Annotated in this window: 2 protein-coding genes; both read left to right on the forward strand. The window is 66.5% G+C overall.

Annotated elements, in window-relative coordinates; all coding sequences use genetic code 11:
* The coding region (locus tag VGH54_RS25920) for a hypothetical protein (protein WP_331514997.1) at window positions 1–1,894 on the forward strand (1,894 nt) is incomplete at its 5' end.
* Window positions 1,891–2,508, forward strand: a 618-nt coding sequence (locus tag VGH54_RS25925) for a carbohydrate binding domain-containing protein (protein WP_331514998.1), incomplete at its 3' end; no start/stop codon positions are given. The genes VGH54_RS25920 and VGH54_RS25925, both read left to right, overlap by 4 nt.

The raw sequence follows: 2,508 nt of genomic DNA on the forward strand, positions 1-2,508 counted from the left end.
GGTCAAATCTCAGGAGAACTACGGTCACTCCGCGGCCGACACCAAGGGCGCACTCGCGGCTCTGACGCTGGCCACGCAGGACCCGAAGAAGGCCCTCGAGGACATGACCGTGGTCGCCAACCTGGCGGCGCAGAAGCACGAATCGCTGACCGAGGCCGCGGGCCAGGTCGCGAAGGTCTACGGCGGCGCGGGCAAGGTGCTCAAGCAGTACGGCATCACGCTCGACTCGACCACAAAGCAGGCCGCTGCTCTCAAGACAGCCGAGACCCAGCACCAGGCCGCGATCACCACCCTGGCGGCGGCGCAGAAGAAACTGTCCGACCTCGAGACGATCGACAGCACCAAGAAGAAACTCTCGACCGCTGACGAGCTCAAGCTGCGCGATGCACGCAACGCCGTCACCATCGCCTCGGACAACCTCAAGGCCAAGACGGAGAAGCTCACCACAGCGCAGGACGGGTCCAAGACTGCGACGCAGAACGCCGACGTCGCCCTCGGGCAGCTCGGCAAGCGCCTCGATGGCCAGGCCTCTGCCTCCGTCGACAACTGGGGCGGCAAGCTCAAGGTCGCGCAGACCAAACTGGCTGACTGGACGGCGGAGTTCGGCCAGAAGTTCGGCCCGGCGCTGACCGCCACCGGCCCGATGCTGATGGCCGCCGGCATGGCCCTGGACCTGTATCGGGGGCACGCCGAGAAGGTCAAGGCGGCCGCTCAGGCCGTCGCCGAGCAGGAGCGGCTCACGGCTGCGGCGACAGTCGCCTCGGCGTCGGAGCAGGAAGTCGCACTCGGCACGACGGCCACCGCAGCCGAGGCCGCCGCAGCTGCGTCGGTCACCGCGTCGGATACGGAGATCGGAGCGGCCCGGGAAGCCGGCGCTGCTTCAAGCCTGGCGCTCGGGCCGATCGGCATTGCCGTCGGTGTCATCGGCGGCGGTCTACTGCTGGCCGCGCAGCACTTCCACCTGTTCGGCGATAACGCCAAGACCCAGGTCAAGCCCGTCGAGGATCTGACAGCCGCCATCCAGGCCGACAGCGACGCCATGGGGGTGAACACCCGCACGGCGATCGCCAAACACTTGTCGGATGCCAACGCGTACAACGACGCTCTGACGCTCGGTGTGGGGCAGGCACAGTTGACCGACGCCTTCCAGACCGGAGGCGCCGCGCTGGAAACGGTGCGGCAGAAGGTCAACGCAGCCATCACCGCCTACGACAACGCGACGAAGACGACCAAGACGTGGGACTCGGCGACCAACTCGTGGGTCACGTCCACCGGTCATGCCACGACCGCGCAGAAGAACGCCAACTCGGCTGCCCTCGCCTTGGTGCGCACTCTGCCGACGTTGCAGGGTCAGCTTGCTGCGTCCAAGACAGAAGCGGACAACATGACCAAGGGCGTCGGGGCCAGCGCCACACAGGTCGCAACCCTGGCCAGCAACATCAAGAAGATTCCGCAGCTCAAGGGCACGAAGATCACCGTCGACAACTACGACGCGATGTCCAAACTCGCGGATTACTACAAGACGATCAACGCGATCCCGCACTACTACCAGACGATGCTGCAGCTGAACGTCCAGACCGGCAACGCCAAGCTCGCGGCAGGCTCCGCCGGTGTCAACGCCGGCCGCGCAGGCGGCGGCCCGGTGTTCGACGGGATCACGCCGGTCGGTGAGAGCGGCATCGAGCTGCTGGAGAAGCACGGCTCGATGGTGAAGGTGATCTCCAACGCCCAGCTCGGCCACTACGGCGGCTCCGGCGGATCAGCTGGCAGCACAGCGAGCGGCGACGTCGCGCACTTCACGATCATTCACCAGCTCGACGGGCACACCGTGCACAAGTCCCTGCTGACGCTCAAGCGGCAACAGGGCGGCCGCCTCGAGCTGATCGACGGATGAAGCTCGACCCAGACCTCGGCGACATCCGGGTAGAGATCGCGTTCCCCACCAAGCCCGACGACCCGAACCCGGCCTTCATCGACATCAGCGACGACGTCAACGCGCCGGCGGGCATCAACATCACGCACGGCCGCGGCGACGAATACTCCAAGGCCCAGACCGGCATGTGCAAGCTGACCCTGGACAACACCAGGGGGGCCTACACCGTCGGCTACACGCTGTCGCCCTACTACCCCAACGTGAAGATCCGCAAGAAGCTGCGCGTGACCTTCCGTCCGCGTGGGGTCACGGGGAATTTCTACTCGGTCGAGGATGCGACCTTCGAGGGCGGCACGACCGGGACGTGGGCCGGCACATTCCAGTCGATCGCCAACTCCGCCACGCATCCGCATTCGGGTACCAAGGGCCTGCTGATCACCTGGGCGACGGCGGCCAACCAGTTCGCCAACCCCGTGCGATTCACGGGTCTCGTCGTCGGCCGCACGTATACCGCCTACAGCTGGGTGTGGGTGCCGACTGCTTCGCCTGACGTCCTGCTCAGCGTTCTCGACGGAGGCGGCGCGATAACACTGGCGACCGGTACGCCGACGGCCACCAAGAACGCGCCGGCGCAG

The sequence above is a fragment of the Mycobacterium sp. genome, from assembly GCF_036488105.1.
Lineage (GTDB): Bacteria > Actinomycetota > Actinomycetes > Mycobacteriales > Mycobacteriaceae > Mycobacterium.